Source organism: Brevundimonas aurantiaca (assembly GCF_904830995.1).
Classification (GTDB): domain Bacteria; phylum Pseudomonadota; class Alphaproteobacteria; order Caulobacterales; family Caulobacteraceae; genus Brevundimonas; species Brevundimonas aurantiaca.
In genome coordinates this window covers 878,480-900,499 of record NZ_CAJGVD010000001.1, presented here as the reverse complement: position 1 = coordinate 900,499, position 22,020 = coordinate 878,480, and the positions used below count along the sequence as shown (strand labels likewise).

General features: G+C 65.9%; 26 protein-coding genes, 4 tRNA genes and 3 pseudogenes. 20 read left to right on the top strand and 13 right to left on the bottom strand.

Annotated features, from left to right (window positions below; translation table 11 throughout):
• Nucleotides 1-59: 59 nt before the first annotated feature.
• Together JMT67_RS04550 and JMT67_RS04545 are read right to left on the bottom strand one after the other, a co-directional pair.
• A complete protein-coding gene (locus JMT67_RS04550) occupies nucleotides 60-257 on the bottom strand; it encodes a hypothetical protein (RefSeq protein WP_182713472.1) in 198 nt (65 codons plus the stop codon).
• Nucleotides 258-267: 10 nt separating this feature from the next.
• Nucleotides 268-705: a hypothetical protein gene (locus tag JMT67_RS04545; RefSeq protein ID WP_183217068.1), complete on the bottom strand. Its 438-nt coding sequence runs from the start codon at nucleotides 703-705 to the stop codon at nucleotides 268-270.
• 157 nt (nucleotides 706-862) lie between these two features.
• Between JMT67_RS04545 and flbT the strand changes: the two genes are divergently transcribed.
• Both flbT and flaF read left to right on the top strand, forming a co-directional pair.
• Entirely contained in the window at nucleotides 863-1,285 is a 423-nt protein-coding gene (gene flbT / locus JMT67_RS04540) for a flagellar biosynthesis repressor FlbT (protein WP_152950574.1), read from the top strand.
• The gene (flaF, locus tag JMT67_RS04535) at nucleotides 1,245-1,610 is read left to right on the top strand and encodes a flagellar biosynthesis regulator FlaF (RefSeq protein ID WP_152950573.1); all 366 of its coding nucleotides are present in this window, start codon (nucleotides 1,245-1,247) and stop codon (nucleotides 1,608-1,610) included. The genes flbT and flaF overlap by 41 nt, the downstream gene beginning before the upstream one ends.
• A 245-nt stretch (nucleotides 1,611-1,855) precedes the next feature.
• Here flaF and JMT67_RS04530 read toward each other — a convergent pair whose 3' ends face one another.
• The 7 genes from JMT67_RS04530 to JMT67_RS04500 all read right to left on the bottom strand — a co-directional run bounded on the left by JMT67_RS04530 (nucleotide 1,856) and on the right by JMT67_RS04500 (nucleotide 7,884).
• Complete coding sequence (locus JMT67_RS04530; RefSeq protein ID WP_201462796.1) at nucleotides 1,856-2,494, bottom strand: exopolysaccharide biosynthesis protein; 639 nt, start codon at nucleotides 2,492-2,494, stop codon at nucleotides 1,856-1,858.
• Between the two features lie 99 nt (nucleotides 2,495-2,593).
• The gene (locus JMT67_RS04525; protein WP_201462795.1) at nucleotides 2,594-2,782 is read right to left on the bottom strand and encodes a DUF3008 family protein; all 189 of its coding nucleotides are present in this window, start codon (nucleotides 2,780-2,782) and stop codon (nucleotides 2,594-2,596) included.
• Nucleotides 2,783-2,811: 29 nt separating this feature from the next.
• On the bottom strand, nucleotides 2,812-3,975 hold the full coding sequence (locus JMT67_RS04520) for an isovaleryl-CoA dehydrogenase (protein ID WP_201462794.1): 1,164 nt from the start codon (nucleotides 3,973-3,975) through the stop codon (nucleotides 2,812-2,814).
• A gap of 81 nt (nucleotides 3,976-4,056) precedes the next feature.
• Nucleotides 4,057-5,898, bottom strand: a complete 1,842-nt coding sequence (locus JMT67_RS04515) for a lysozyme (RefSeq protein WP_201462793.1) — start codon at nucleotides 5,896-5,898, stop codon at nucleotides 4,057-4,059.
• Nucleotides 5,899-5,967: 69 nt separating this feature from the next.
• Complete coding sequence (gene mgtE, locus JMT67_RS04510; protein ID WP_183217071.1) at nucleotides 5,968-7,386, bottom strand: magnesium transporter; 1,419 nt, start codon at nucleotides 7,384-7,386, stop codon at nucleotides 5,968-5,970.
• 65 nt (nucleotides 7,387-7,451) lie between these two features.
• A tRNA-Leu gene (locus tag JMT67_RS04505) sits at nucleotides 7,452-7,536 on the bottom strand.
• A 96-nt stretch (nucleotides 7,537-7,632) separates the two neighbouring features.
• Nucleotides 7,633-7,884 carry a FliM/FliN family flagellar motor switch protein gene (locus JMT67_RS04500; RefSeq protein ID WP_183217073.1) on the bottom strand — a complete coding sequence of 84 codons (252 nt, stop codon included), beginning with the start codon at nucleotides 7,882-7,884 and terminating at the stop codon, nucleotides 7,633-7,635.
• 65 nt (nucleotides 7,885-7,949) lie between these two features.
• Here JMT67_RS04500 and lipB point away from each other — a divergent pair, with 65 nt between their 5' ends.
• From lipB to JMT67_RS04480, 4 genes are all read left to right on the top strand, one after another.
• The gene (gene lipB / locus JMT67_RS04495; RefSeq protein WP_201462792.1) at nucleotides 7,950-8,666 is read left to right on the top strand and encodes a lipoyl(octanoyl) transferase LipB; all 717 of its coding nucleotides are present in this window, start codon (nucleotides 7,950-7,952) and stop codon (nucleotides 8,664-8,666) included.
• Between the two features lie 126 nt (nucleotides 8,667-8,792).
• Entirely contained in the window at nucleotides 8,793-10,277 is a 1,485-nt protein-coding gene (locus JMT67_RS04490; protein ID WP_201462791.1) for a hypothetical protein, read from the top strand.
• 74 nt (nucleotides 10,278-10,351) lie between these two features.
• Entirely contained in the window at nucleotides 10,352-10,852 is a 501-nt protein-coding gene (gene msrB / locus JMT67_RS04485) for a peptide-methionine (R)-S-oxide reductase MsrB (protein WP_201462790.1), read from the top strand.
• Nucleotides 10,853-10,899: 47 nt separating this feature from the next.
• Nucleotides 10,900-11,496 (top strand): hypothetical protein, encoded by a 597-nt coding sequence (locus tag JMT67_RS04480; protein ID WP_233455794.1) that lies wholly within the window; start codon nucleotides 10,900-10,902, stop codon nucleotides 11,494-11,496.
• A 61-nt stretch (nucleotides 11,497-11,557) separates the two neighbouring features.
• Here JMT67_RS04480 and JMT67_RS04475 read toward each other — a convergent pair.
• Nucleotides 11,558-11,632, bottom strand: a tRNA-Thr gene (locus JMT67_RS04475).
• 110 nt (nucleotides 11,633-11,742) lie between these two features.
• Here JMT67_RS04475 and JMT67_RS04470 point away from each other — a divergent pair.
• The 14 genes and pseudogenes from JMT67_RS04470 to JMT67_RS16510 all read left to right on the top strand — a co-directional run bounded on the left by JMT67_RS04470 (nucleotide 11,743) and on the right by JMT67_RS16510 (nucleotide 20,450).
• Complete coding sequence (locus JMT67_RS04470) at nucleotides 11,743-11,940, top strand: hypothetical protein (protein ID WP_054766063.1); 198 nt, start codon at nucleotides 11,743-11,745, stop codon at nucleotides 11,938-11,940.
• A gap of 103 nt (nucleotides 11,941-12,043) precedes the next feature.
• On the top strand, nucleotides 12,044-13,336 hold the full coding sequence (murA, locus tag JMT67_RS04465; RefSeq protein ID WP_201462789.1) for a UDP-N-acetylglucosamine 1-carboxyvinyltransferase: 1,293 nt from the start codon (nucleotides 12,044-12,046) through the stop codon (nucleotides 13,334-13,336).
• Entirely contained in the window at nucleotides 13,336-13,821 is a 486-nt protein-coding gene (locus JMT67_RS04460; protein ID WP_183217078.1) for a DUF2948 family protein, read from the top strand. The genes murA and JMT67_RS04460 overlap by 1 nt, the downstream gene beginning before the upstream one ends.
• Entirely contained in the window at nucleotides 13,818-14,285 is a 468-nt protein-coding gene (locus tag JMT67_RS04455; protein WP_054766060.1) for a UPF0262 family protein, read from the top strand. The genes JMT67_RS04460 and JMT67_RS04455 overlap by 4 nt, the downstream gene beginning before the upstream one ends.
• Nucleotides 14,286-14,388: 103 nt before the next feature.
• On the top strand, nucleotides 14,389-14,607 hold the full coding sequence (gene infA / locus JMT67_RS04450) for a translation initiation factor IF-1 (protein WP_008261544.1): 219 nt from the start codon (nucleotides 14,389-14,391) through the stop codon (nucleotides 14,605-14,607).
• A 17-nt stretch (nucleotides 14,608-14,624) separates the two neighbouring features.
• Entirely contained in the window at nucleotides 14,625-15,206 is a 582-nt protein-coding gene (locus JMT67_RS04445; RefSeq protein ID WP_201462788.1) for a Maf family protein, read from the top strand.
• Nucleotides 15,203-16,234 (top strand): ribonuclease E/G, encoded by a 1,032-nt coding sequence (locus JMT67_RS04440; protein WP_201462787.1) that lies wholly within the window; start codon nucleotides 15,203-15,205, stop codon nucleotides 16,232-16,234. Before JMT67_RS04445 ends, JMT67_RS04440 begins: the two co-directional genes overlap by 4 nt.
• A 3-nt stretch (nucleotides 16,235-16,237) precedes the next feature.
• Complete coding sequence (locus JMT67_RS04435) at nucleotides 16,238-16,402, top strand: DNA gyrase inhibitor YacG (RefSeq protein ID WP_082382714.1); 165 nt, start codon at nucleotides 16,238-16,240, stop codon at nucleotides 16,400-16,402.
• A 63-nt stretch (nucleotides 16,403-16,465) separates the two neighbouring features.
• Nucleotides 16,466-16,541, top strand: a tRNA-Phe gene (locus tag JMT67_RS04430).
• Nucleotides 16,542-17,077: 536 nt separating this feature from the next.
• Entirely contained in the window at nucleotides 17,078-17,965 is an 888-nt protein-coding gene (exbB, locus tag JMT67_RS04425; RefSeq protein ID WP_054766057.1) for a tonB-system energizer ExbB, read from the top strand.
• A 5-nt stretch (nucleotides 17,966-17,970) separates the two neighbouring features.
• Complete coding sequence (locus JMT67_RS04420) at nucleotides 17,971-18,405, top strand: biopolymer transporter ExbD (protein ID WP_054766056.1); 435 nt, start codon at nucleotides 17,971-17,973, stop codon at nucleotides 18,403-18,405.
• Between the two features lie 14 nt (nucleotides 18,406-18,419).
• Nucleotides 18,420-19,139: an energy transducer TonB gene (locus JMT67_RS16395; protein WP_182715004.1), complete on the top strand. Its 720-nt coding sequence runs from the start codon at nucleotides 18,420-18,422 to the stop codon at nucleotides 19,137-19,139.
• A 139-nt stretch (nucleotides 19,140-19,278) separates the two neighbouring features.
• Nucleotides 19,279-19,355, top strand: a tRNA-His gene (locus tag JMT67_RS04410).
• Nucleotides 19,356-19,465: 110 nt separating this feature from the next.
• A pseudogene (locus tag JMT67_RS16510) lies at nucleotides 19,466-20,450 on the top strand (aldo/keto reductase).
• A gap of 78 nt (nucleotides 20,451-20,528) precedes the next feature.
• Here the strand turns inward: JMT67_RS16510 and JMT67_RS04400 are convergent.
• The 3 genes and pseudogenes from JMT67_RS04400 to JMT67_RS04390 all read right to left on the bottom strand — a co-directional run.
• Complete coding sequence (locus tag JMT67_RS04400; protein ID WP_054766053.1) at nucleotides 20,529-20,951, bottom strand: DUF2147 domain-containing protein; 423 nt, start codon at nucleotides 20,949-20,951, stop codon at nucleotides 20,529-20,531.
• Between the two features lie 175 nt (nucleotides 20,952-21,126).
• Nucleotides 21,127-21,348, bottom strand: a pseudogene (locus JMT67_RS04395) (BRCT domain-containing protein); the annotation flags it as partial.
• Nucleotides 21,349-21,555: 207 nt separating this feature from the next.
• Nucleotides 21,556-22,011 (bottom strand): annotated as a pseudogene (locus JMT67_RS04390) (3'-5' exonuclease); the annotation flags it as partial.
• Nucleotides 22,012-22,020 lie beyond the last annotated feature (9 nt).

The window sequence follows — 22,020 nt, the reverse complement described above, 5'->3', positions numbered from 1 at the left end:
AACCCGCTCCGTGGATGTCACGAAGCGGGTTAGCCGATCATCAGTCGCGTGAACAGCGATCAGGTGATGTGTTTGGGCGAGATGGGGTCACTGGCGGGGAAGGTCTCCTCAATGCTTTCGTCGACCAGCGCTTCCTCCCGGCCTTCGTCCGGCTTTAGGCGGGGTTCCAACTGGTCCGGCTTGCCTTGTCGGGGTTCCACTCGTTTGGCGTGGGGGACGTCGGTAGAGGCGTCATCCTTTGCGCGTGTTTCGTGCATGTCTGCTCCTTTAAGGCTTTTGCGTCCGGGGTTCGTCCGGCGCGTAGCCGAGTTGTTCGAGGTCGTCGTCGTCGAGGCGGCGCGACTCCCAGTGGGCGGCGCTGGCCTGGGCGCCGCGGTCGTTTTCCATCAGGCCGGAGTAGACCAGTTCGATCTCGTCCTCGGCCGCCAGATCATTGCTGTCGGCGTCGGACTGATTGATTTTCTCGCCGTCCATGCCGAGCAGGGCGTCCGCCTCCCGCTCGATCCCGTCCAAGGCCAGTTGATCGTCGATATCCAGATCGTCCTCGTCGAACGGTTCTTCATCGGCGTCGCCGTCGGCCTGGGTCACGTCCAGAATTTGCTCAGCCTCATCCAGTAGAAGGTCGCCTTCGCCTTCATCGTCCAGATGGGTTTCGTCAAAGACCTCGGCCTGTCCCTGATCGTCCTGATAGTCCATGTCGGGCATGGTCGCCTCCTGTCTGGTGACGAAACGTCGCCCCGAGGCAGGTGTTCCGCGCAGGCTGGGAACAAGGGATGATTAACCCTCAGCCTTTAAGGTTTCGAATCGTTAGGGGCGGTCCATCTTCGATCGGTTCCGACCTGCTGAAGGAGTTCGGTCGTCAATGGCTTTGAAACTGTCGTTGAAACCCGGCGAAAAATTCGTGTTGAACGGCGCGGTGGTTCAAAACGGCGACCGTCGCGGCGTTCTCATCCTGCAAAACCGCGCCAGTGTTTTGCGTGAAAAGGACATCATGCAGGCCGATGAGGTCACGACCCCTGCGCGCCGCATCTATTTCCCGATCATGATGATGTATCTGGACGAGGCGTCGGCGTCGAAATTCTACGACGAGATGGCCCTCCGCATCACCGAATTCATGGGGGCGACCAAGAACCCGGACGTCTTGGCCGAATGTGTCGCCGCCTCGCGCTATGTGCTGCAACGCGAATACTATAAGGCCTTGATGGCCGCCCGTAAGATTGTCGATTACGAAGAGAAGGTGCTCAATGTCGCTTCAGGCGTACGCAGCGGCGGCGACGCGGGCTGAGACGCCGCGCGACCTGGAATACCGCCTGTTCGGTCAGGTCACGCGCGCCCTGGTCCAGGCGTCCAAGTCTGATGAGCGTGATCTGGCCACCCGGATTGACGCCTTGGATTGGAATCGCCGTCTTTGGTCGGCCCTGGCGGCGGACTGCGGCGATTCCGCCAATGCCCTGCCTCAGGCCGTGCGCGCCCAGATCATCTCGCTGAGCCTGTTCGTCAATCGCCACTCTTCACTGGTCATGCGCGGAGAGGAGTCGTTCGAGGATCTGATCGACATCAATCGCATGATGATGCAGGGCCTGGCGCCGGGCGCGCAGCAGGCGGCCTGACGGCTGACTTCACGAAATCGCGAAGCCTATTGGCGCAAAGCCTTGAGGCGTCTTACCTTTCGAGTCCCTGTTCAACAGTCGAAAGGAGGTGATCCAGTGTCTCATTGTCATCAATCGCGTGCGGTGGCCGCGACCCTGGTCCTCGTTGGAGGCCTGGCCTGATCCTTTCGGGCTGAGTTGCGGTCCGGCCGTTCGCGGTCAGACAATGAAGGGCCGTCGCGGCGACGCGGCGGCCCTTTTGTCGTTCAGGGCAGAACGCCCGAGAACCATCCGGCCGCGTGATGGGCGATCTCTGACACCGTGTGCCAGATGAGGAACAGGTAGAGGCCGCAGGCGCCGGTCGCCAGAGCGCCCAGAAGAATGGCCACACCGTCCCTCTGCATCATGCCCAAGGCGAAGAAGACAAGGGCTATGCCCGGCAGGGCGTCTCCGAACGGAATCGGCAGGGCCATGATCAGCGCCAGCAGGACGCAGACGAGGCCGGTGACGGTATCGGCGACTTCACCGGTCAGAAGGGGAAGGCGCGGCTGGGTCAGGTTTTCGACATAGCGCACCGTCTTCATGATCCGCGACACCCCCGCGCGATAGGCGGGGCGGCTGATGGAGGTGCGCAGCGCCCAGCGCGGCAGCCAGATCGAACTGCGCTGAAAGGCCAGTTCCAGCGACATCAGAATGATGGGCACGGCGAACACCGCCTTGCCGCCCGGCGGCCACGGCAGCAGGGCCAGCATCGACAGGATCAGTATCATGGCCCCGAAGCCCCGTTCGCCGAAAGCGGCGACCAGCTCTTCCAGCTTCAGTTTGGGGGCGTCGCCTTCGCCCAGTTCCTCGATCACGTCGGAGAAGAGCCGCAGGTCGTCGTTCGGCTTGTCTTGGGCGGGCATCAGCGGCGGGCTCGGCGAAAGGAGGTCGCCATTTAGGCGCACAGAGGTTTCACCGCCACTTACGGAACGGCAACAATGCCGAAGAATCGCGCCGAACGGCTATTTCTTGGTCGCGTGTTCGGGTTTGCCCTTGCGTTTGGTGTGGGCGAAGTCTTCCAGCTGTTTTTCCGTCATGGACTCGGCCATGGACTTGGACGCGCCCTTCAGCTCCGACCTGGGCGTGTCGCCGCGCTTGGCCGACAGGGCGGCGCCGGCGGCCTTCTGCTGGGCTGCGGATTTTGCGGGCATGGGGGTCTCCTTCCGTCCGGAAGAAGCCGTCAGCCGCCCAGCAGTTCCCGACCGATGAGGAAGCGACGGATCTCGTTGGTGCCGGCGCCGATGTCATAGAGTTTGGCGTCCCGGACCAGACGTTCGACCGGCCACTCCTTGGTGTAGCCCGCGCCGCCCAGGGCCTGAACCGCCTCAAGCGTGACCTTCACGGCGTTTTCGGACGCCAGCAGAATGGCGCCCGCGGCGTCATAGCGGGTGGTGAGGCCTGCGTCGCAGGCGCGGGCGACCGAATAGACATAGGCCCGGGCGCTGTTCAGGGCGACGTACATGTCGGCCACCTTGCCCTGCATCAGCTGGAAGCTGCCGATCGGCTTGCCGAACTGTTTGCGGTCGCGGACATAGGGCAGGACCACGTCCAGGGCGGCCTGCATGATGCCCAAGGGGCCGGCGGCGAGCACCGCGCGCTCATAATCCAGGCCGCTCATCAGGACGCCGGCGCCGCCGCCGACCGGGCCCATGACGTTCTCCTCGGGAACCTCGCAGTCCTCGAACACCAGTTCGGCGGTGTCGGAGCCGCGCATGCCCATCTTGTCCAGCTTCTTGGAGACGCTGAATCCCTTCATGCCTTTTTCGATCAGGAAGGCGGTGATCCCGCCGTTGCCGTCGCCCGTGCGGGCGTAGACCACCAGGGTCTCGGCGTGGGGGGCGTTGGTGATCCAGAACTTGGTCCCGTTCAGGACGTACCGGTCGCCCCGCTTTTCGGCCCGGGTGCGCATGGACATGACGTCCGAGCCGGAACCGGCTTCGGACATGGCGAGCGATCCGACGTGTTCGCCGCTGATCAGCTTGGGCAGATATTTCTGTTTCTGCTCAGGCGTGCCCCAGCGGCGGATCTGGTTGACGCACAGATTGGAGTGGGCGCCGTAGCTGAGGCCGATCGAGGCCGAGGCGCGCGACACCTCCTCCATCGCCACCACATGTTCCAGATAGCCCAGGCCAAGGCCGCCGAACTCTTCCTCGACCGTGATGCCGTGCAGGCCCAGTTCGCCCATCTCGGGCCAGAGTTCGCGGCGGAAGCTGTTCGTTTCGTCGATCTCGGCGGCCAGGGGCGCCAGGCGATCCGCCGCCCAGCGCGCGGTGGTGTCGCGAATGGCGTCCGCGTTCTCGCCGAGGCCGAATTCCATGGATTGGGGTGCGAAGGGAATGCTCATGCCCTTGGGCGTAGCATCGCGCACGGCCTTTCGCAAAGCGCAGGACGACCTGTCCGTTTCAGCCTGTGACGATTCCGTCCGTCAGGCCGTCGGATCCGTCGGGCGGCCCCAGCGCTGAAACAGATTGTAGCCCGACACCCCGACGCAGGCCAAGGCGATGATCGCCAGAACCCAGCCGATGACGGCGGTCTCGCCCCCCGTCGAGTTCGACGCCTGTCGGAAGGCCGCCATGGCCGCGCCGAAGGCCAGCATGCCTATGCCGCCCATCACCAGGAAGGTCGCGGTTTCGCTCCAGTCGAACCGTTTGTCGGGCGTCGCCTCCTGGTCGATCGACGGATGCAGGCCGTCCTCCGGTTGGACCTCCGCGTCGAACAGGGCGGTCTGATCGAGGTCGGTGAATCCCGTCGCATCGGTCGCGGCGTGGGGAGGCGGAGCGGCCTCCAAACGCCCCGCCGACGCCTGCTCGCTGTCCGGCTCGGCGGGCGGCTCGGTCGGGGCGATCAAGAACATGGGCACCTGAACCGTCTGTTCCTCCACGTCGGGCGCATCGGCGGATGCCAGGGTCGGCGTGGGGCTCGGGGCGTTGGACGGCTCGAAGGCGGGCTGATCGACGGAGGCCGCTTCCGCCTCGGCGGCCGGCGCCGCCACAGCCTCCTCCGGAAGGCTCACGCCGTCGTCGTTCGCCGGCTCCGCTTCTGCGGCAAGGGTCTCAAGCGGGACGGGCGTCAGCGCCGCCGGGACGGCTGAGGCGGAGGCCGCCGGGGGCGACGGGGGGGGCGAGGAGAGGAGGGCGAGCGGTCCGGTCACCCGAATCGCGTAGGGAGAATAGAAGACGGCCGCGCTGGGCGCCGGGCGGGCGGCAGGGGACGCTGAAGCCGGCTCCGATGAGGCAGGCTCGGGTTCGTCCGACGCTGTGGGCTGTTCGAGGGCCGGAGCGACGAATTCTCCTGCGTCGGCCTCGACCGGGGGCTCGCTTGTTTCCGCCTCACCATCTGAAGATTCGGCAGGCCTAGGCACGGCCCTGGCCTCTTCGGGTTCCGCCTCGACGGCCGGCTCGTCCAGAAGAAGCGCAACAGAGGATTCGGCAGGGGGCGAGGCGGAGTCTGCGCACGGCTTGCCCGCATCGACCAAAGGTTCGACCGTCGTCACCGGCTCGGCTTCCACCGGTTGAGCTTCGCCGTTCGCCATGGGGGTTTCGGCGTCCTGGCTCGCAGGTGCGTCCGCGGCGTCGTCTGCAGGATGAGACGCCTGATCGGGACCTTCGTCGACCTCTTCATCCGCTTGCTTGAGATCCGACTCGTTCAGCAGGGCGGATATTGCGCTTTCCCACGTCATGGGCTCCGACGCGTCATGGGCCGGAAAAGGCGCGACATCGACCGCGTCGAAACCGGTCGAACCGGCCGCCTCCGTCGTCTCCAAGATCGTCGCCGTCGCCGGGGGCAGGGGAGCGGACAGCAGATCGGCAAGGGAGACCGGGGCGTCCGGATTGGCGACGAACAGGGCCCGTTCGGTCGCGCGGCGACGCGGGGGCGACAAGGGGCCGCCGTCGTCGATCCAGGCGGCCAGGGCTTCGGCCGCAGCCTGGGTCTCACCCGCGTTCAGTCGCCTCAAGACCTCGGAGGAGCGGAAGCGATCCACCCCGATGGAGAAGACGAAACTGGCGAGGGCGTCGTACTGGTGCTGGTTCAGCGGCGCCTGGACTTCGTCGATCGCCTTGACGACAGGCAGCAGGTCGTACTGCAACAGCAGTTCAGCATCGACTTCCGAAACGGTCAGCCCCTCGCGGGCGGACGCCGTATGGCCATAACCGATCATCCAGCGGCCGTCGTCGCGCTGGATCGCCCGAGGGCGGAAACCCTCGAAGCTCTTGATCAGAATGACACCCTCGCGGGAGATCTTGGTCGGTTTCAACGTGTCTGACACAGGTGTTGCCCCAAAGCGAGACGACGGCTCGGCCCTGAGCCGTCCCGCAGCAAGCCTGGGGCCAAGCGTTTACAACAGAACGATCGTCGCAAGACCCAGGAATATGAGGAAGCCGAAGAAATCGGTCGTGGCGGTCACGAACACCGCCGAGGAGACGGCGGGGTCGAACTTCAGCTTCGACAGGGTCAGGGGCGTCAGAACCCCGATACAGGCCGCGACCAGCAGGTTCAGGATCATGGCGGCGGCGATGACGACGCCGATCTTCCAGTCCTCATCTCGGAACCAGATCCCCGCGGCGACGCCGATCAGGGGCGCCAGGATCAGGCCGTTGGCCAGGCCCACGACCAGTTCGCGGAAAAACGTGCGGGTGGCGTTGGCGGAGTTCAGTTCGCGGGTCGCGAGGGCGCGGACAGTGACGGTCAGAGCCTGGGTGCCTGCATTGCCGCCGATGGCCGAGACGATGGGCATCAGGACCGCCAGGGCCACAATTTGTTGGATCGTGCCCTCGAACAGGCCGATCACGCTGGCGCCCAGGGCGGCGGTCGCCAGGTTGATGGCCAGCCAAGGCACGCGGCCGCGCACGATCTCGGTCACGGACGAGCCGCGATCCTCGTCGGAGACACCGGCCAGACGCAGGATGTCCTCGCGGTTCTCTTCCTGAATGATGTTGACGATGTCATCGACAGTGATCTGGCCGACCAACCGGCCGGCCGCGTCCACGACCGGCGCTGAGATCAGGTGGTATTTTTCGAAGATGTAGGCGACCTCTTCCTGGTCCTGATCGACTGCGATCTCATTGATCGGCTCCATCAGGTCGGACAGGGCGGCGCTGCGCGGGGCGCGCAGCAGGCCGCTGATCGGGACCCCGCCGACGGGGCGGTTCAGCGGGTCGACCACATAGATGTCGAAGAACAGCTCCGGCAGGTCGTCGCCCTGTTTGCGGATGTGGTCGATGGTGTCGCCCACGCTCCAGAACTGGGGCGCAGCCATCACCTCGCGCTGCATCAGGCGGCCGGCGGACTCTTCCTCATAACCCAGGCTGCTTTCGATCGCGGCGCGATCGACGTCAGGCATGGCGGCCAGAACCCGTTCGCGCTGATCGTCCTCCAGATCCTCGACCACGGCGGCGGCGTCGTCTGAATCCAGTTCCTGCAGGGCCTCGGCCAGGGTGCCGTGCGGCACCCGCTCCAGCACTTCTTCCCGAATCCCGTCGTCCAGTTCCGGCAGGGTCTCGGCCAGCAGCTCCGGCGGCAGCCACAGCACCACGACGGCGCGGTGCTCGGCCGTCAGAAAGCCCATCAGGTCGGCGACGTCGGCGGGGTGAAGATCTTCCAGCAGCGACCGCAGCCGCATGCCGTCGCCGTCGTCAGCGGCGTCCACGACTTTTTCGACGAATTGCGGCGTGAGGACGTAGTCCTCGTCCAGGGCGGCGTGGTCTTCGGCTTCAGGCGCTTCGGCTGGAGCAAAGGCGGTGTCCGTGTTGCTCACGTGGTCGCCTCCCTTGGTAGAATGTCCAGCCGTAGTTAGCCGATGAATCGCCCTGTTTAGCCAGATGGTGCGGTCGAGAAGACTCGAACTTCCACGGGTTGCCCCACAGCGACCTCAACGCTGCGCGTCTACCAATTCCGCCACGACCGCTCGCATCGGAGCGGCGGCGAATAGACGAAGCCGCTGGAAAAGGAAAGTCTCTCTTTTGACCCGAGCGCGCTTTGTGCGGCTGACGCCGTTCGGACCTCAGGCCGCGCCGGCCATGAAGTCATAGACGTCGGCGGGCCGGGTGACGGTGATGGCGATCCGGTCGTCGCGAATCTCGATCTCGCCGCGCGCGACGGGGTGGTTGTTCGCCAGGATCCAAACTTCGTCGCCCTCGGATGCATCCAGCGGAATCACCGCGCCCCGACCCATCTTCAGCAGCTGGGACATCGGCAGCACCATACGCCCCAGCACGACTGAGATTTCGACGTTGACGGCGTTGATCTGGGACACGGGCGCTCTCGTTCACTAAGAGGTCGTCCCTTGCGGAAACGCCTCCGCCTGCACATTGAAGCCTTATGCTTGCCGACCCGTTAAGTCCCGACCTTCAGAAGCTGCGTCGCGGCGACGGCCGCCCGGTCGAATGGACCGTCTCTTCGACCTATGTCGATTACGCCGCCGCCGAGTCGTTCATGGAGGCTCGCGTCGCCGCCATCGCGGCGGGGGAGGCGGCGGAGCTGGTGTGGCTCTTGGAGCATCCGCCCCTCTATACGGCCGGAGTGTCGGCCAAGGACGAGGATCTGCTCGATGCGGCGCGCTTTCCCGTTCATCGCACGGGGCGCGGCGGGCAGTTCACCTATCACGGACCGGGTCAGCGCGTGGCCTATGTGATGCTGGACCTGAACCAGCGCGGCAAGGACGTGCGCGGTTTCGTGCGTGGGTTGGAGCAATGGCTGATCGGCGCCTTGGACCGGTTCGGCGTGGAGGCCGGGGTGCGCGAGGGCCGGGTCGGGGTCTGGGTCGAGCGCAAGGGCGCCGGATGGTCGCGCGAGGACAAGATCGCCGCCATCGGGGTCAAGGTCCGCAAATGGGTCAGCTTCCACGGGATCAGCCTGAACGTGGAGCCCGACCTGGAGCATTTCGGCGGCATCGTGCCGTGCGGCATCCAGGACCACGGGGTGACCAGCCTGGTGGACCTGGGAATCCTGGCCACGATGGATGAGGCGGATGCGGCGTTGAAGAACAGCTTCCGACAGATATTCGGTCCGGTAACGGAAAGTTCCCCGCCACTCTGAGCCGTATCGGCGCTCGGCGCGGGATGCGACAATCGCGCCAAAGGGCGCCGATGGGGGTTGGCAAGCCCGGCGGCCATAAGGTTTAACGGCGCCACCTCGCTTTAGAATCCGAGCCCAGGAGCCTCCATGAACCGCTTGATCGCCGCCGCCTCGGCCGCCGTCATGTCCCTCAGTCTGGCGGCTGGAGCCGCATCGGCCCAGGATTTCCGCGCACTGGCCCAGCAAGACCTTCAGGCCGCCCGAGACGCCCTGGCCGCCAACCATCCGGCCGCCGTCATTCCCGGCGCGCCGGGCGAAACCTTCCGCAACTGGATCGACGCCGGTTATCAGGACGCCATGGGCCGCGTCGGCCGCGTCAACAGCGGGGACAGCCACGCCTATCTGTTGCGCTACTATGCGAACGGATTCCGCGATTCCAACACCGTGATCCGGCCGACCTATGAAGGGCAGGGGCCCTTCTTCGCCATCGGCTGGCCGGGCCTGACGACGGCCTGGCGCAACGGCGAATATGTGGTCTCCTACGTCAAGCCGGGCGTTCGAAACCTGCCGCCTGTCGGCTCGACCCTGGTCAAGTGCGGCGACAAGACTGCGGCTCAACTGGCCGAAGAGCGGCTGGACCGTTGGGAAGGCGATCTGACGACGGAAGCCGGGCGCGTCCGCACCGCCCCCTATCTGCTGTGGAACCGCAACAACCCCTTCACCGGCGGCGTGCCGTCGCTGTGCAGCTTCAAGGTCGGGCGCCGAGACCGCGAGTTCCAGATGCAGCCGCAACCCGCCGACGCGGCGTCGCTGGAAGCCGCCTATCGCGCGACCGTCTATGTGCCGCCGGCGACGCCGCTGGCCGTCGAGACCGTCAACGGTCGTCCCTGGGTCCATGTCCACAGTCTGGCCGACGACGCCGGCTGGGACGCCTTCTTCGCCGCCGTCGAGGCGCAGCTGCCGGCCATTCGCGGATCGCAGGGCCTGGTGATCGATCTGCGCGGCGCCGACGGGTCGTCGCTGAACGCCACCAGCCGCGGCTACGGCTTGGCCAATCGCATCTGGACGCCGGAGTTCACCGTCAGCCGCCAGCCGGAAGCCGGCTCCATCACCTATCGCGCCACCCCGGCCAATCGCCAGTGGTTCGTCGACACCTTGGGCCGCATGCAGGCCGATCCTCGCTTCGTGCAGGAATCCAGCGCAGTGATCGACCAGACCCAGGCCATCGTGGCGGCCTTCGATTCGGCCCTGGCGGCCAATCAGGCGACCTTCACCATGCCGGGTCGTCCGTCCGTGCCGGACACCGGCGCGGCCAATCCGGTCGCCGGACCCGTGGTCGTTCTGGTGGACGCCGGCTGCAGCGGGGGCTGCCTGGACACCCTGGATCTGCTGACCCGCCTGCCGAACGTGCGTCTGGCGGGATCAACCACGGCTGAGGACACCATCTTCATCGAGCCGACCGTGCTGCGTCTGCCGTCGAACTACGCGGAGCTGACCTATGGCCATAAGGCCTGGACCACCCGCCAGCGCGGCAATGACGCCCCGTACACGCCGACGCAGGGCCTGGCTTACTCGGGTGATGCGGCCGACGAGACGGCCGTGCGCGCCTGGGTCGCCAGCCTGTTCCAATAGGACGTCTCGGCGATCGGATCTGAAGGGGGCGGGTCGGGGTGGAACCTCGGCCCGCCCCTTCCTATTTCGGGGTCATGACCGATATCGACCTTTCCGATTCCCTAGCCCCCCGACGCTCCTCGGCCGGCTATGATCTGACGCCGCCCGATGATCAGGAACGCGCCCGGCTGGAGGCGGACCTGAACCCCGAGGAGAAGCGCGTCCTCCTGTCCCACGGCACAGAGGCGCCGTTCTGCGGAACCTTGCTGGGCGAAAAGCGCGCGGGCGTCTTCTGTTGCCGGGAATGCGGCCTGCCCCTGTTCCGCAGCCGCACCAAGTTCGAAAGCGGAACCGGCTGGCCCAGCTTCACCGAACCTGTCGATCCGGCCCACGTCCATGAGGTGCGCGACACCAGCTACGGGATGATTCGCATCGAGACCCTGTGCGCCCGCTGCGGCAGCCACCAGGGCCACGTCTTCCCCGACGGCCCGCCGCCGACGGGAAACCGCTATTGCATCAACTCGGTCGCTCTGACCTTCGTGCCCGAAGGCGAACCCTTGCCGGACCCGTTGCGACGGGGCGACGGAAACGCCTGACCATGGCCGCAATCGGCGTGCTAGGATGAGGTGGAAGGAGACGGCCCATGCTGATGGCAGGACTTGTGGCGAGCTTGGCGCTCGCAGCTTCGGGCGCAGGCGCGGACGGCGATCCTGACGGCGTCGTCGCGACCGCCCCGACCAACGCCCCGACCCTGGCCCAGGCCATGGCCGCCGCCCCGGAAGCCGCTGCGCCTGCGCCGACCGCGCAGGACGCTCAGCCCCATGGGATGACCACGGAACAGCAGATCCAGGCCTGGCTCAGCAACCGAACCCCCGGCGTGGATTTTCAGGAGCGCCTCCCTGAAGGCCCCATGGACGACCGCCAGATGCACGGCATGGTCGAGGCGGGCGTCGGCACCGGCGGCTATCGCAGCTATGGCGCCGCCGTCTCGATGCCGATCGGCGAAAACGGGCGTCTGGACCTGGCCTATCGCGAGGGGCGCAACGAACCCTGGGGCTACGGCTATGAGGCTTACGGCTATGGACTTCGGGGGCCTGGTTTCTATCCGCCTTACGGGCGGGTGCGCGGCTACGGCGGCGATTCGAGCCGCAAGTCCCTGTCGATGGGCTTCAGCTGGAGCAAGGACCGGGACGCTGAAGACGGCGCGGCCTGGCCGCCAGGCGCGACGGCTTCGGACTGAAGCGGCGCGGCCTTCCATCAAGCAAAAGGCCCGGCTTTCGCCGGGCCTTTTTCGTCTCAGATGGTGCCGCCGGGGGGAATCGAACCCACGACCTCAGCCTTACCAAGGATGCGCTCTACCACTGAGCTACGGCGGCCCCGACTGAGGAAGCGGCCGTATAGCCAAACCGTTCGGGGGAGGGAAGCGGCTTTTTGACGATCTGAAAGAAAGTTTGGACAAGCCCCGTTATCACGGCATTCTAAGCCCATGACTCGTCCGCCGCACGACACCGACACCCCGCCCGTCGAGACCTCGCCCAGCTTGACGCCAGAGGCCGGCGCGCCGTCCGAGGCGGCGCGGGCCAAGGCCGAACGCGCCATTCGCCTGGCGGCGGCCCTGCGCGCCAACCTGCGACGCCGCAAGGCGCCCGCCCGAACCCCGGCGGCGCCCAAGGACAGCAACTGAAAGTCATCGCCCGGCGGACGCTCCGCCCTTTGGCAAGCGCGCGCCGGCTTGCTAGAGAACCCTCCCCCCGAGGCGTTTCCTTCGGGCGCGCTTCAAGGACGTCATGGACAGTATCGCCATTCAGGGCGGCGCTCAGCTCTTCGGGGAGATCCCCGTCAGCGGCGCCAAGAATTCCGCCATCAAGCTGATGGCCGCCTCGATCCTGACGGATCAACCCCTGCTGCTGACCAATATGCCGCGGCTGGCCGACACCCGCTTCTTGGGTCAGTTGCTGCGTCAGTTCGGCATTGAGGTGACCGAGCGCGACGGCGCTGATGGGCAGGAGAGCCTGTTCCACGCCCAGACCCTGACATCGACCTTCGCTCCCTATGACCTGGTCCGCCAGATGCGGGCCTCCTTCAATGTGCTGGGCCCGCTTCTGGCCCGCACCGGCGAGGCCAAGGTGTCCCTGCCCGGCGGCTGCACCATCGGCGCCCGGCCGGTTGATCTGCATCTTCAGGCGCTCACGACCCTGGGCGCTGAGATCGAGCTGGAGGAAGGCTATGTGACCGCCAAGGCGCCGTCCGGCCTGAAGGGCGCCGAGATCGAGTTTCCGTTCGTCTCCGTCGGGGCGACCGAACACGCCCTGCTGGCCGCCGTTCTGGCCCAGGGCACGACGGTGCTGCGCCGCGCCGCGCGTGAACCCGAGATCGGCGATCTGGCGCGCTGTCTGACCGCCATGGGCGCCAAGATCGAGGGGATCGACACCGACGTCCTGACCATCACCGGCGTCTCGTCCCTGACCGGGACGACCTGGTCGGTGATTCCCGACCGTATCGAAATGGGCTCCTACGCCGTCGCCGCCGCCATGGCCGGGGGCGAGGTCCGGTTGACCAAGGCCAGGGCTGATCTGATCGGCGCCCTGACCGACAAGATGATCGAGGCCGGAGTCGAGGTGTCGCCGACGGAAGACGGCGTTCTGATCAAGCGCGATCCCAAGGTCCGGTTGAAGGCGGTCGATGTCGAGACGGCGATCTATCCGGGCTTCGCCACCGATCTGCAGGCCCAGTTCATGGCCCTGATGACCACGGCAGAGGGCGTCAGCACGGTGCGGGAGACGATCTTTGAGAACCGCTTCATGCATGTGCCGGAACTGGCGCGGCTGGGCGCCGACATCTCCGTCCATGCGGGCGAGGCCCGTGTGCACGGCGTCGAGGCGCTGCACGGCGCCCAAGTCATGGCCACCGATCTGCGCGCCTCGATGTGCCTGATCATCGCCGGCCTGGTCGCCGAAGGCGAAACGACCGTCGGTCGCGTCTATCATCTGGATCGCGGGTTCGAGCGTTTGGAACAAAAGCTCGGCGCCTGCGGCGCAGAGATTCGGCGGATCAAGGGTCACAGCGAAGGGATGGAGTGATGACAGCGGAGATCGACGGCGCCCTGTCCGAAGCCAAGACGGCGGTCGAACCGCTGCGTCTGCTGGCCGAGGACGCCGACGATCTGCAGATCATTTCGGCCGCCCTTCAGGACGCCATACTCCGGCCGATCGACATCGTCTGGGAAAAGGGCGCGCGCACCCTGACCATCGCCTTCAGCCGCTTCTGTTGGGAATGCGGCGGAACGCGCGTCATGTCCGCCATGCAGTTCGGCGATGTCATGGGGGTAAAGAGCCGGCGGTTGCCGCGCAATCCGGACGCCACGCTGGAACTGCTGGCGCTCGACTTCATCCCGACCGAGGCGCCGAGCGGTCGGGTCATACTGATGTTCGCCGGGGGCGGTGATCTGAGAATCGACGTCGAATGCCTGGACGCCGTCGTCACCGACATATCCGAGCGCTGGCCGGCCCGAATGGCGCCGACCCATTTGGACGACGCAGGGCTGGACGAAGGGAAGACGGTATGAGCGCCCCCCACAAGCTGGCGTCCGTCGAGCTGGACGCCGCCACCCTGCCGGCGGCGACGGCCGAGATCGAACACGAGCGCCGCGTCGCCATCTTCGATCTGGTCGAACGAAACAGTTTTGAACCCGTCGGCGCAGAGGGCGGGTCCTACCGGCTGAAGCTGTCGCTTCAGGACAATCGTCTGGTGTTCGACGTCACGGGCGAGGCGTTCGCCCGCACCTACGCCATCAGCCTGACGCCGCTGAAGGGCGTCATCAAAGACTATCTGCTGATCTGCGACAGCTATTATGAAGCCCTGCGCGGCTCCTCGCCCAGCCAGATCGAATCCGTCGATATGGGTCGACGGGGACTGCATAACGAAGGGGCGGAACAGCTGATGAACCGCCTGGAAGGCAAGATCGCAGTCGATCAGGAGACGGCGCGGCGGCTATTCACCCTGCTGTGCGCCCTCTACCGTCGCGGCTGACCTCGACTATCTTGCCGTTTTGGGGCATTAGGCCCCTCCATTCCGCCCCTCGCGCCCGCCCGGCGTGGGGCTGAACGCATATCAACCGGGCGCGAGAGGCCGCATGGCTAAGGAAGAACTGCTCGAGTTTCCCGGCACCGTCAGCGAACTGCTGCCGAACGCCACCTTCCGCGTGACGCTCGAGAACGACCACGAGATCATCGCCCACACCGCCGGCAAGATGCGCAAGAATCGCATCCGTGTGCTGGCGGGCGACAAGGTCCTGGTGGAAATGACCCCCTACGACCTGACCAAGGGTCGCATCACCTACCGCTTCAAATAAGGAGCGGCGTCGTTTTCGTGTCGGAAGGGCGTCTGGAGCTTGTGCTGGCCTCGTCCAGCCCACGCCGCATCGAACTGCTGGCGCAGGTGGGACTCAAGCCGGATCACATCGACCCTGCCGATATCGACGAAACCCCGCTGAAGGGGGAGACGCCGCCGCGTCTGGCCGAGCGGCTGGCGACCTCCAAGGCCCAGGTGGTCGCTTCGCGTCGCCCCCAGGCCGTCGTTCTGGCCGCCGACACGGTGGTCGCGGTCGGTCGTCGGTTTCTCGAAAAGGCGGCGGACGAGGCCGAGGCCGCACGTTTCCTCAAACTGCTGTCCGGGCGCAACCATCGCGTCTTCACAGGGGTGGCGGTGGTGCGCGACGGCAGGACGGCCGTACGGGTCAATGAGACCCGCGTCACCTTCAAACCGCTGTCCGATCATGAGATCGCGACCTATGTTGCGACGGGCGACTGGCGCGGCAAGGCCGGGGGCTACGGCATCCAGGGCCCGGCCGGCGCCTTCGTTCAGCGGATCGTCGGCAGCCATCCCTCGGTCATGGGGCTGCCCCTGTACGAAGCCGTCCAACTGTTGCACGGCGTCGGCTGGCGCGCATGAGCGGCGCGGTCGAGGTCTTCCTCGACGACACGCCTGGCGAAATCCGCGGCGTGGCGTCCCGGAAAGGCCGCTACACCCATCTGATCATCCATCGCGACGACGACGTCCCTCAGTGCCGTTTGGGCGCGCGGGCCGTAGGCCGTGTGACCGACGTCATTCCAGGCCTTCGCGGCGCCTTCATGGACCTGGGCGCCGGCCCGCCGGCCTTCCTGCCGCTGAATCGGAAGGATCGCGTCGATCAGGGCGAGCGGTTGGAGGTGGTGGTGATCGCCGAACCCCGCGCCGGCAAGGGGCCGGTCGTGCGTCGTCTGGGGCCGGGGGAGGGCGCGCCGCGTCTGCTGCAAGCCGCGCCCGGCGTGGCGGAACGTCTCCAGGCCCTGGCTCCGAATAGTCACTTGATCGAGGGCGTCGCCGCCATCGACGCCGCTGTGGAAGCGGAGGAAGAGGCCTTAGCCGCCCGATGGGGCAGCGCGGCCCATGGCGTCGATCTCGCCTTGGAAAGGACGCGCGCCCTGGTCGCCGTCGACATCGACTATGCGCCCAGTCCCGGTCGAGACGCGCGGCAGGGGCGGGCGGCCGCCAACCGAGAGGGGCTCCATCAGGCCGCGCGGCTGATCGGTCTCAGACAGTGGGGCGGGCTGGTGGTCATCGACCTGGTCGGGGACGGGCAGGACGCGGAGGCTCAAGCCCGCATCGCCCGCGCCGCCTTTTCCCATGAACCGCAGGCCGTCTTCGGCCCGATCAGCCGGTTCGGCCTGCTGCAGATGTCGCTGCCCTGGCGCATGACGCCGGTCGAGGAACGACTGTTCGACGGCGGCGGACCGTCGGTCGCCACGCGCGCCCTGGCCTTGGTTCGGGCGCTGCGTCGGCGGCTGCTGAGCGAAACGACGACGCCGAGGCTGAGCGTCCGCTGCGCGCCCGAGGAGGCCGCCTTGGCCGCGCCCCTGATCGCCCGGCTGGGGCCGAGGGCCGGCCTGCGGTCCGACGACGCCCTGCCGCCCGGCCGGGGCCATATAGAAGAAGGCTGAACCATGAGCGCCTGTCCCATTTGCCGAAAGGCCGAGGCCGATCCCAAATATCGGCCCTTCTGCTCGCGCCGCTGTTCAGAGGTGGATCTGCAACGCTGGTTCAGTGGGGCTTACGTCATTCCGGTTCCCTTGGAAGAGGGGCTGAAGGAGGATGACGAAAAGGACTGAAACGGCGCTGGACAGTGCGAAAAGTGTCGCCTATAGACCCGCCTCTCGCGACGCCGCGTCGGCGCCTGGATAGCTCAGTTGGTAGAGCAGCGGATTGAAAATCCGCGTGTCGGTGGTTCGAATCCGCCTCCAGGCACCATTTTCCCTTCGGGGCTTCCCAGATCTCATATCTTTTCCCGGCAAGCGCCTTCATGCGTGCGATCGTCGCGTGCAATCGGCGACTCGCGGGGCGGATGACCTGCGGAACGCTGCTGAAAGAGTTAAAAACTGCGCCGAGGCGCGTTTTCGAACAAGCTTCCCCTAATCTACAGATTAGCATCACAAAAATGTCGTGCTGCGCCATTCTGGGCGCGACAAAAGGGCGAGATTCGCATGAACCTTCTCCCCAAAGGCGAAATCCGGCTGTTGTCCCTTGACGCTCCGGTAAGGGTTCGTCAAAGGGGTTGGGACGCCCTCCCATTAAGGCGTCAAACGGATTCTAGGAGGCGTGTTCTCCCGCGGTTCGAACATCGGAGGCAGTACGGGCGACCGCATATGTCTCCATCCAAGAATTCAGCGGCCGGCGATCCCGCAGGGACATGGCCTCTGAAGGAAACATTTCAGGTTGGGGGGCGGCCCTTTGACACGGCCGCACCTTTGGTTCCACGAGTCAGACCAAGCAGGAACTGGCGAACTATGCTGAACAGCAAAAAGACGAACATCCTTCTCGCCGCGGCCGGCGCGGCCGTCCTGATGGCGAGCTCGCCGGTTCTGGCCCAGGCCCCGGCCGAGCCGACCCCGGCCGCCGCGCCCGCCGAAGCCCCGACGGCCATGGCTCCGGCCGCCGATGCGGCCAACCCCTCAACCGTCGGCGAATCCGTCGGCGGCGGTCATTCGGGCGGCATCACCCCGATCTCCATGTTCATGGAAGCCACGATCATCGTTAAGGTCGTGATGATCGGCCTGCTGCTGGCCTCGATCCTGTCGTGGACCCTGCTGCTCATCAAGCTGTTCGAGTTCGGCGCCCTGAACCGCAAGACCGACAACTTCCTGGAAAACTTCCGCGGCGCCCGCACCATCGCGGACATGCGCGCCGTCGCCACCCAGGAAGAATATGACGGCAACCCGCTGGCCGACATGGCCGCCGCCGCCACCGACGAAATCGAAATGTCGCGTCAAGCCGGCCTTTCGGTCACCGGCGACCACCTGGACAACGCCATGGGCCGCGCCACCGCCGCCGTCGCCGCCGTTCAGTCGGGCCTGGCCAAGCGCCTGTCGGGCGGTCAGCAGTTCCTGGCCTCGGTCGGTTCGACCGGTCCGTTCGTCGGTCTGTTCGGCACCGTTTACGGCATCATGAACTCCTTCATCGGCATCGCGGAATCCAACACGACCAACCTGGCCGTCGTTGCTCCGGGTATCGCCGAGGCCCTGCTGGCCACCGGTATCGGCCTGTTCGCCGCTATCCCGGCCGTGGTCTTCTATAACTACTTCAACACCCGCATCGCCGCCTACGGCACCCGCGCCGACGGTTTCGCCGCTGAGCTGCTGAACGGCATCTCGCGTCAACTCGACAAGGGGGCGTAAGACGGATGGCCGCCAAGATTAAATCAGGCGGCGGCGGCAGCCAGGTCGAGGCCAACAGCGATATCAACGTCACGCCTTTCGTTGATATCATGCTCGTCCTGCTCATCATCTTCATGGTTGCGGCTCCGCTCGCATCCGTGTCGGTGCCGGTAGAGTTGCCGATCGCCGTCGCCAAGGCGGCCCCGAACCCGCCCAAGCCGGTCTATATTTCGATCCAGAACGACGGCGACGTCTTTGTGGGCGACTTCCAGACCAGCATCGGAACGCTGGGAGAAGATCTGACCAAACAGATCGGCTCCCGGAACCCGGCCGATGAGCGGATTTTCATTCGGGCTGACCAAAACACCCGCTACGGCGACTTCATGCAGGTCATGAACGCCTTGCAGGATAACGGCTTCTACAGCGTTGCACTGGTCGGCGAAGACCAGGCGACGAGCTAGATGGCGGAGATAGTATGACAGACGTCACTTATCATCGCAGTCGTTACGACGTACCCAAGGCCAAGGGCTTCATGGGGGTTTCCTACCCCGTGCTGATCGTGTGCCTGCTGATCGTCACCCTCCTGTTCGCCCTGCTGATCTTCTTCCTTCAGCAGTCGAAGTTTAAGCTCAAGGAGTTCAACTACGTCGACGAGTCCGTCGAGGTCGAGTTGGTCGAGCCGGTCCCGCCGCCTCCGCCGCCTCCGCCGCCGCCGCCTCCGCCGACGGACACGCCTCCGCCGCCGAAGCTTCAGGTTCGCGTGCCTGCGCCCGTCCCGAACATCGTTCCGCCTCCGCCGGTGAACATCACGCCGACGAAGAAGGAAGATCGGGTCGAGTACACCGGTCCGCCCGTCGTCGTTCCCGGCCCGCCGCCGCCTCCGGCTCCGCCGGCGCCGCCCAAGCCGTCCGTGATCACGAACGTGCAGTGGGCCCGTCAGCCGCGTCCGACCGCCGACGACTTCCCTGCCCGCGCTCTGGAACGGGAAATCAGCGGCTCGGCCACGGTCGAGTGCACGGCTCGCGCCAACGGCTCCCCGGCCAACTGTCGGGTGGTCTCGGAAGAGCCGGCCGGCATGGGCTTCGGTCGCGCCGCCATTCGGGTGGTTCAGCGTGGACAACTGTCCCCGCGGACCGTCGATGGCGCCGCCCAGGACGCCACCTTCCGTGTCCGGGTGCCCTTCACCCTCGGGTGAGGCGCAGCCTTCAAAGGACAGACGCCCCGGAGAGCCATCTCCGGGGCGTTTTCTTTTGTCCCGCGTCGTCACGAAATCGCATCAAGCCGCTTGATCCCCTGTCGCAGGACCGGTAGAGAACGCGCCTCGCGATGCGCGGGCCGCCTTAGCTCAGTTGGTTAGAGCGCCGGTTTGTGGAACCGGAGGTCCTCAGTTCAAGCCTGAGAGGCGGTACCATCGCAGAGGCCGGGCGGGCTTGATGCCCCGGCCTGTAGCTCCCATCTCCTGATCGTCGGCCTCCATTTTCCGTTTTTGGGCCGATCCCCCACATCGACAGGAGAGCGCAGATGAAGACGCGCAAACTGGGTCCGAGCGGACCCGAAGTCTCGGCCATCGGCCTGGGCTGTATGGGCATGAGCGCCTTCTACGGCGGCGCCGACGAGGCCCAGTCCACCGCCGTCATCCACCGGGCCCTGGACCTGGGCGTGACCCTGTTCGATACGGCCGAGATGTATGGGCCCCATGCGAACGAGATCCTCCTCGGCAAGGCGTTGAAGGATCGGCGCAACCAAGCCTTTATCGCCACCAAGTTCGGCATCAATTACAACGCGGACCGGTCGAAGCTGATGGTGGACGGCAGCCCCGCCAACGTCCGCCGGGCCATTGAGGGCAGTCTCCAGCGGCTGGGCGTCGATCACGTCGATCTCTACTATCCACCGGGTCGATTCCGACACACCGATCGAAGAGACGGTCGGGGCGATGGCGGAGCTGGTGACCGAAGGCAAGGTCCGCTTCCTGGGACTGTCGGAGGCGTCGCCTGAGACCCTGCGCAAGGCCCACGCCACCCATCCGATCACCGCGCTTCAGACGGAGTATTCGTTGTGGAGCCGCGAGCCCGAAGACGAGCTGTTCGCCGTCACGCGCGAGCTGGGGATCGGTTTCGTGCCCTACAGCCCGCTGGGCCGGGGCTTCTTGTCCGGCGAGATCAGGTCGGTGGACGATCTGGCCCCCGACGACTTCCGCCGCACCAATCCGCGCTTCATGGGTGAGAATTTCCAGAAGAACCTGGATCTTGTCGAGGCGGTGAAGGCGATCGCGGCCGACAGGGGCGTCACGGCCGCCCAACTGGCCCTGGCCTGGGTCCTGGCTCAGGGGGACGATCTGATCCCCATTCCCGGCACCCGCCGCGTCGCGACCCTGGAACAGAACGTCGCCGCCGTGGACCTGGCGCTGACGCCCCAGGATCTGGCGCGAATCGACGCCGTCTTCCCCAAGGGAGCGGCGGTGGGCCATCGCTACGCCGAAGCGGCGCGGGCGGCCCTGAACCGCTGAGGTTCTGGCTCTGAACGCCATGAAAAGGCCCGGCCGGAGCGATCCGGCCGGGCCTTTGCTGTTCTGCGCCGAAGAGGATTACTGGATGCGGGTCCAGGTCTGGGTCTTGCACAGGGGGGCGACGACACAGCCACGCAGGTTCAGGCTGTTGTCCCCGTTCATGGTGATGGTGCCGCGATAGGTGCGGCCGTCAGCCGGATTATAGACCGAGCCGTTGCGCCATTCCGTGGGGCCGCCGGTAAAGCCCGAAAGCATGGGCAGATTGCGCAGGGTCCGGCCCCGCAGGCTGGCGTCGCGATTGTGCTCGTCGCGCACATTGGGGTCGGCGCGGATGTGGTTCGACGTCACCAGCGTCCCGCACAGGGCCTGGCCGCAGCGGCTGATCCGCACCTGGCCGCCATTGGTGGGGGTCTGCCACAGGCCAGTCGGATCGCCGGCCAGGGCGGGGGAGGCGAGGGCGGTCGCCAGGGCGGCGGCGGCCAGCATGATCTTGGTCTTCATCGTCGTTTCCTCTGTTCGGGTCGGCGACGCCGCCCGTTGGGCGCAAGGTGATCCCGGTTTTGGATCAAAACAAGGCTCTGCCGATCACCTTATCGCCAACAAAAACCGGACCTTAGGGAAGCTTTCGGCGGCTGGAGCAGCGGGCGTTCCGCGCGCGGACCGGCTAAGCCCCCACCTATCCCCCGATCAGAGCCAGCCACTCGTCCTCGGTCAGCACCCGAACCCCGTGCTTTTCGGCGTCTTTGAGCTTTGAGCCGGCGCCGGGACCGGCGACGAGATAGTCGGTCTTTTTGGAGACGGAACCCGACACCTTGGCGCCCAGGCTTTCGGCGCGGGCCTTGGCCTCGTCGCGGGTGAAGCGTTCCAGGGCGCCGGTGAAGACCAGGGTTAAGCCGGTGATGGGGGATGATGTGGTCTCTGCCCTTGACGCAAAGGCCGAGGGCCGAGAGGGCGCAGCAGCTTTAGGGCGAGGTCGATAGGGCGACGAACACGGCCAGTAGTGGTCGGCATTCAGGCGGCCAGCAGTGATTGATGTGAACTCGGCCAAGCTGACGAGGCATTGTGCACCGGTCGCTTGGATCGCTGCCAGCGCGACCGAGGCGCAAGCGTAAGCATCCTGCGCCGCGTCGTGGTGCTGGAAGGTGATCCCGAGGTGATTGCAGACGTCATTTAGTTTGGCCGAACCGAGCATCGGCCAACTCTGCTGCGCGATCTTGACCGTGCAGAGGTAGTCGAACTCTGGATAAGGAAGACCGTACACATCACACGTGCTGCGGATGACGCTCATGTCAAATGCCGCGTTGTGCGCCAAGACGGTTCGCCCTTGCAGCCGGGGCATAAGCTTTTCGAGTACGCCGGGGAATTCGTCAGCGTCTTTCACCTGATCCGGACCAATGCCGTGAAAGGCGATATTCCAGCTAGAAAACCGCATGCCGGGCGGACGGATGTAGTGGTGCTCGATCTCGTCGATACGTCCGTCGTTGATCCAGGCCAAGCCGATTGAGCAAGGGCTCGCCCGCGTCTCGTTGGCGGTTTCGAAGTCGATGGCGACGGCGCGCATGAAGGTGTC